8 protein-coding genes are annotated in these 5,960 nt (G+C 41.8%); all 8 read right to left on the bottom strand.

Annotated features, from left to right (window positions below):
• Nucleotides 1-96: 96 nt before the first annotated feature.
• On the bottom strand, nucleotides 97-927 hold the full coding sequence (locus tag ADIMK_RS01135; RefSeq protein ID WP_036182630.1) for an MBL fold metallo-hydrolase: 831 nt from the start codon (nucleotides 925-927) through the stop codon (nucleotides 97-99).
• A 122-nt stretch (nucleotides 928-1,049) separates the two neighbouring features.
• Nucleotides 1,050-1,394: a hypothetical protein gene (locus tag ADIMK_RS01130; RefSeq protein ID WP_036182628.1), complete on the bottom strand. Its 345-nt coding sequence runs from the start codon at nucleotides 1,392-1,394 to the stop codon at nucleotides 1,050-1,052.
• Between the two features lie 518 nt (nucleotides 1,395-1,912).
• Nucleotides 1,913-2,293: a hypothetical protein gene (locus ADIMK_RS01120; RefSeq protein ID WP_036182624.1), complete on the bottom strand. Its 381-nt coding sequence runs from the start codon at nucleotides 2,291-2,293 to the stop codon at nucleotides 1,913-1,915.
• Nucleotides 2,294-2,391: 98 nt separating this feature from the next.
• Nucleotides 2,392-2,766 carry a DUF3997 domain-containing protein gene (locus ADIMK_RS01115; protein ID WP_156042732.1) on the bottom strand — a complete coding sequence of 125 codons (375 nt, stop codon included), beginning with the start codon at nucleotides 2,764-2,766 and terminating at the stop codon, nucleotides 2,392-2,394.
• A 515-nt stretch (nucleotides 2,767-3,281) separates the two neighbouring features.
• Entirely contained in the window at nucleotides 3,282-3,887 is a 606-nt protein-coding gene (locus ADIMK_RS01110; RefSeq protein WP_036182620.1) for a hypothetical protein, read from the bottom strand.
• A gap of 100 nt (nucleotides 3,888-3,987) precedes the next feature.
• Nucleotides 3,988-4,587 (bottom strand): hypothetical protein, encoded by a 600-nt coding sequence (locus ADIMK_RS01105; protein WP_036182613.1) that lies wholly within the window; start codon nucleotides 4,585-4,587, stop codon nucleotides 3,988-3,990.
• A gap of 86 nt (nucleotides 4,588-4,673) precedes the next feature.
• The gene (locus ADIMK_RS21880; RefSeq protein WP_156042730.1) at nucleotides 4,674-5,051 is read right to left on the bottom strand and encodes a hypothetical protein; all 378 of its coding nucleotides are present in this window, start codon (nucleotides 5,049-5,051) and stop codon (nucleotides 4,674-4,676) included.
• A 102-nt stretch (nucleotides 5,052-5,153) separates the two neighbouring features.
• Nucleotides 5,154-5,960: DUF5677 domain-containing protein (locus ADIMK_RS01100; protein ID WP_231516974.1), on the bottom strand; the 807-nt coding region annotated here is incomplete at its 5' end.

Below are 5,960 nucleotides of genomic sequence, written 5' to 3'. Positions count from 1 at the left end.
ACCACAGTCACTTGTTAGCAATATTTTCCGTTTTGGTAATTTTATTTATTACACTAGCATTCAACTACACTGAGCTTTCAGATTTAACCGATTGTGCTACTTGACTAATTTTTCTTTTGCTAAACTTTTCTGTTGTTCTAAAAACATAAAAAAGTTGGACTTGCTTATAAATGGATTGACTGCTACACCGCTTTTTCGTTTATCACGATTAGCGAACAAATCATTTTTATGTGGATGATTTGCTAGGTTTACGGTCACAACAGGAGGTTTCAGTGCAATCTCTCTGATTCTATCCATACTTTTGAAAAATTGATTCGCTAACTCAGGCTTTTTAGCACTCAAACTATGCCCACCGACGACAAACGCTCGATGTATTGCGCCACTATCTTGCACCATAAAGTCTAATGAAAAGTCACCCTCGGTATGACCTGGTGTAATGTAGAATTTAAACTGTTTACCTCCAATTTCGAGAGTCATACCGTCTTTAACAATAAGGTCTACATTAGGGGGCAAAAATTTATTGGTTCCCTCACTTTTCTCTGCTTGTTCTTTAGCCAGATCATGACCTTTTGAGGTCATGACGACCTTAGAGCCATACTCCGCCTGAAGATATTGTGCTCCCCCAACATGATCAGAATGCCCATGAGTAGCTAAAATATGAGTAACTGGCTTCTTCTCTAACCCTAACTTTTCTAGATTTATCGGTATCCATTTAGAATAAGGGAAGTCTAGCGTATCAATAATAACTAGCCCTGTATTTGTCTCTACTGCGTAAGAAGAAACCCATTTATCGCCGACATAGTACACGTCGTCAAACATTTGGAAGGGTTCAACATACCCATTTTTATCATTCATCTCTGGAAAGTTTTCATTTGCTCTTGCACAAACTGAAACCAGTAAGAGCAGAACAACACTAAACTTTTTCATGTAAGTTCCTATATTGCTAACGCCAGTGTATGGGGCCGTAACGGAGCGACAGAGCAGTGGAGGTCCCAGCCGCGATAGCGGCGAACATCACACTTTTGTTATGCTCTTGATTACAGACCATGCTAGTCATCTTCAAAAAGATCCATTCTTTCATTTATACATTCCATTATCTGGTCGTATTTAAATTCATCTATTTTTCCAGCAATCACAAAGCAATAAATATAAGATGATACGTAGTGGAATTTATATTGATCTTTTGACTTCTCATCGAGAGACCACTCGCTAGTGACTTGATCGTCATTTGCATCGATCATCTCTTGAATTAGAGAAGCATTATTGGTTCTTTTCCTTCTCGAATAAATGATAGGCGCCAACATATACATGTTATGTAAAGGTACAGAATCGGATTTTGTCACCTCTAGTGCCTCAATCAACGATTCTTCTACTTCTCGGAGCCATTCTTTCATGGTCTAACTCACTTTAATGGTGCATAACGCCGCCGTAACGGGCCGAAGCTGCGCAGCAGCGTAGGTCCGAGCCCAACGTAGTTGGGCTGATCGTTGACGGCATTGTTATGTGTTTTCGCCTCATGTTGCATTAAGAAAAGCCCCACCATTTGCACCAGCCACTGTGAAGCAAACTAGGTATACAAAGACACTTAGCACGGACCAGATAGACTTACGCCATTGCCGCTGAAACACCCACTTAGTAGCGAAACCCGAAACTAAAATACTGGAAACCAACCCCAGTAGAAATATGGGTATCTCTCTAAGCAAAAGGGTTTGGACATCAACTGTGCCGGACCGGAACTGAGCAAGGTCGAACAAGACCACTAGCAATAGAGCCAAACCACATATTGCTGGCAGGAGAATCAGAACCCTTTGTTTACTCATGGCTTCCTAGACACATAACGCCGCATTAAAGGGCCGAAATAGCAAAGCTATTGAGGTCCCAGTGAGTGAAACGAACGATTTTCAATGCTTTGTTATGTTTTTGGTGTGAAAACATTGTGCCACTCACAATTCTCACTATATTGAATCTCATCACTTTTAAATATCCACCAACCTAGCTTTCTTATACGAACTTCATGAAATAGGAAATTTCTTACCACCTGCTCCGTATAAAGCATAAAATCATCTAAAGGATCTTCCATTATCTCATACCAATCCGAAAATATTGGCGAATCTCCCATGTAGAAATCCAAGAAAAATTCACCTACCTCATAAGGCATAGTGATGATTACTACCTTATCAGCACTACTTAGCTTAACAGAAAAAGCATTATTCTCTTCTGATATTTCTTTATCGAAGCCACTCCATGCCTCTATATACTTGCGTATATTTCCCTTTGATATTTGTTCACTCATAGTTTAATAAACATAACGCCGCCAACAGGCGGACATTTTTAGTGAAGCCAAAGGCGGAACGTAAAATGGATCGCTCTGCTTGGCCTTGTTAGCCATTTTTAGAACTCCCTACTAAATTCAGGTAGTTTAAGTTCAGCTTTTAATTCCAGATACCTCTCCTCTGAAAATGGACCTTGAGTAATTTCATCCATATTTAGATAGGAACTATCTTTGGCTCTGTCTACATAGAAATAGGAGATTACTTTGGTTCCCAGCTCTCTTTGCTTAGCAACGATATATCTATCATCGCTACCCACAGCAACGACTTCAGCGTCTACTCTACCTATTGTATCTTGCCCATCATTAATGAGCCGGGCCAATGTTACGTTACCACCAGTATCAACCCAATGAACTTCGTATGTACCATCAGTCCAAAGGGCCCCTGAGTCACATGCACTTAACGCTATGCAAAGTAGCATTACGATTTTCTTCATAGTGTATGGCTAACGCCGCACACAGGGGCCGGCAAATAAGCGCAGCGTTTTGCCGGTCCCAGCGACCAACGGGAGCAACTGCTGTGCCTTGTTATGAAAACCTATTCCTGCACAGAGCTTATTTAAAAAGGATAAGGACTGATAGCTTTGAATCATTTCACTCTCCTTGTTTGATTTGCCCCATGCCGACAGGCACGCTACCGCCAAGCCTGATGTGCCAACACATGGCACCAGGATTGGTTTGCCATTGTTGGAGTGACGGAGAAAAGAGAGATGAACTCCATTTCGCCAAGCACTCCATTGCTTCTTCAACTTACTTACTTTCCGATCACCTCAACGAGGCGGCACGGAGTATTACATTTCCCGCCCAATTTACCCTCGGCACCGCTCGTTGCCCAAAGGCAGATTGGATTTCATAACGCTTGCAATAACGGGCCGGAACAAGCTTGCTTGCGGAGGTCCCAGCCCGAAGGGTGTTTTTAGTTAATTGCTTTGTTATGTGTGCAGGCATGCTGCTAAAGGCCAGTTTTATTAAATGCTATCGCTACAGCGCTCTTAATGTCTTGCTTCAAAATATTGATAAACTCTTTTTTCTTTGAGTCTTCAAGTTCAGACCATTTTGCCGGCATTTCATCAATAGGCAGTTCGGTCAGGCTTTGACCGTAACAGGTGTCGCATCTGCTATTTCCATTTGTAGTAAGACGTAGGTTTAGCGCAACATATGACTTTTCAAAAGCGTTAGCGCTAAACATCGAACGCTGATAGAAACCGTAACCATATGTATCGATCATGTTGTATATATCACGAGGTACGATAACCATAACTAGGTCAACATCTGCATCAGATACTTTATCCGAGATTTCGATAGCAGAATAACCTCTTGAGTTGATTTGAGAAACCACCTCGTTTGTTACGAACTGTTTTAATGTTGAGTCGTTTACTTCGTCATACTCGTTATTAAATACTGTTGTGCCAATGTTGGTGAAGTTAGGATACTCTGGAAACTCATTGACTACACCGACGGTACGAAGAGTCTCTAGTTCCTTCTTTGTCAGCGGTGATGCACAAGCTGTCAGAAAAACAAGACAACTGATAATAATTCCTTTAGATACTGCGTTCATTCATATTCTCCATTGTGGTTGCACATAACGCTCGTAACACTTGACCGAAAAAGCGCAGCTTTTTTGGGTCAAGTGCTTACGCTTGTTACGTGGCCGTGCCTTATTCGAATAAAAACGGCATGATTTCATGATAAATTTCATATAGGTTTTCATATAATCTATCAGTATTTATGTTATGAGGACATACACACAGATAATAATTTTTACTCATATGTTTTTTATAAATAATCCAGTCACCAGTTAACGACCTTTCTTTACTTCTTTGTTCGTAAGCCGCAATTGAAAACGTATGGCTCATTTCGCCTATCATTTCTTTGGTAACAACTGAACTTTTGTTGGGATCGAAAATACGTCTAATTATTCTTTCCGCAGATCCGGATATTTCACCAGTTTTACCATCTAAGTGATGCTGAGCTATATTGAAAGGCATGTGCCTCGCTTCAAAAAAGTGCTTGTGCCAGAATCCCGCAATTTTTCCACTTTTGAACTTACTAGCCTTCTTTGTTCTACTGGATTTATTCATTCCCTCAAGGTGTCGTATTTCATCTACGACAGCCCTAGGATTGATTTCCTGACCATGTTGAAATTTGACAAGCTGACCTACGAGATAATGCCCGAAAACCGCATCTTTCAACTCGTACAAGCCTACAAGTCTTAATGCATCATCAAAATCCATTTTTATAACGTTCGAATCAGCCATTTGTCATGTAACGCGCCACACAAGGGGCCGAAAAAGCGAAGCTTTTGAGGTCCCAGCCCACGAAGTGGGCGAACTTCGTGTGTTTGTTAGGCATTTGCTTTACCTCTGAACGGAAACAATACAAACAGCAAAGCAATAAATCCACCAGTTAAAGTTGTAATTATAGGAAGGTGTGTCGGCTGATAGGCGACCTCAGGGTAAAACTCAGGATAAAAAGAGGGCTCAAGGATAAACCAAGCTAAGATCGAACCAATAAAAAATGAAATAATTGCAGATATCGTGCTGTTACTAGGGGTTGAATAATATACAACTACCACCGTTGCAAAAGCGGCACAAAAACCTGATAAAGGAAGCCCCCACAACCCCGCAAAGTCAGCAATTACAGCACCTCCAAAGCCACAGGCTACAAATGCACCGAACACGCTAAAAATGCTTATACCCCATCCTTGAATATTTGACCGCATAGCCGCCTACTCTGATATGCCTAACGCTGTGGTTTGGGGCCGAAACGAAGCGCCAGCGTAGTGGAGGTCCCAGCCGCGATAGCGGCGAACAACACCACTTTGTTAGGCATTCGTTGCACCAGTAAAAATGTTTCTCATTTCATCTCTAGCTGCAGCCAAGAGCGATATAGCAAATGATAAACAAAGAGATGTAAACCTCTCTTCACTTTCACTATGTATACCTCTACCACGATTCAGTTCTTCCATCCTATAGAATGACATTGGAAGGCCATGAACTTGGCTTGATAGTAGTTTATACAGCCAACGAAAAGTATGAATATCTACCCCAGCCTTTACGCCTATTTCCTCTAACGGAAAAAGATATGCCTTTTTCCCTTGCAACATATGCCTTTGTGTTTTTTCTGGTAAAGAGAGAAAATAGGGATTACCCAGAAGCCGCTCGCGCAGTTCATCTGCCTGACCTTCAAAGCCTTCTACTTGATCTTCACTATCAGGCATTTCACTAAACAGATGAATTCTCGATGCGCAGTCGTGTAAATTAAATATATTCCAACGACAATACCACTCATCGGTACCCACCGGTTCAGCACACAGGTAATAAAACGCCAGCCTAACTTCAAGAATAGACCGTGTTACTCCCGCCATAGACGCATAGTCCCAGTGTTCAATTTTCTTTTTTGCCCATGGGCTGTATGGCGCCATTATCGCCAAAGTAACTCCACGGCTACACAGCGAGGTAAAAAGAACAGAAGCGTAATAGTGAGCCCCAGTAGGAGACTTTATTCCTGCAAACTCCCTGGACACACTTATACATTCACGCACCAAAGAATCCAAAGCCTTGATACGTTCATGGTACTCATGTGACGGCTTTCTACTCATATAAATGCCTAACGCCGCACACAGGGGCCG

Origin of the sequence: Marinobacterium lacunae, from assembly GCF_000705555.1 — a bacterium.
Taxonomy (GTDB): Bacteria; Pseudomonadota; Gammaproteobacteria; order Pseudomonadales; family Balneatricaceae; genus Marinobacterium_D; species Marinobacterium_D lacunae.
Note: the sequence above shows the minus strand (reverse complement) of the source record. Positions and strands in the feature narration are given on the sequence as shown.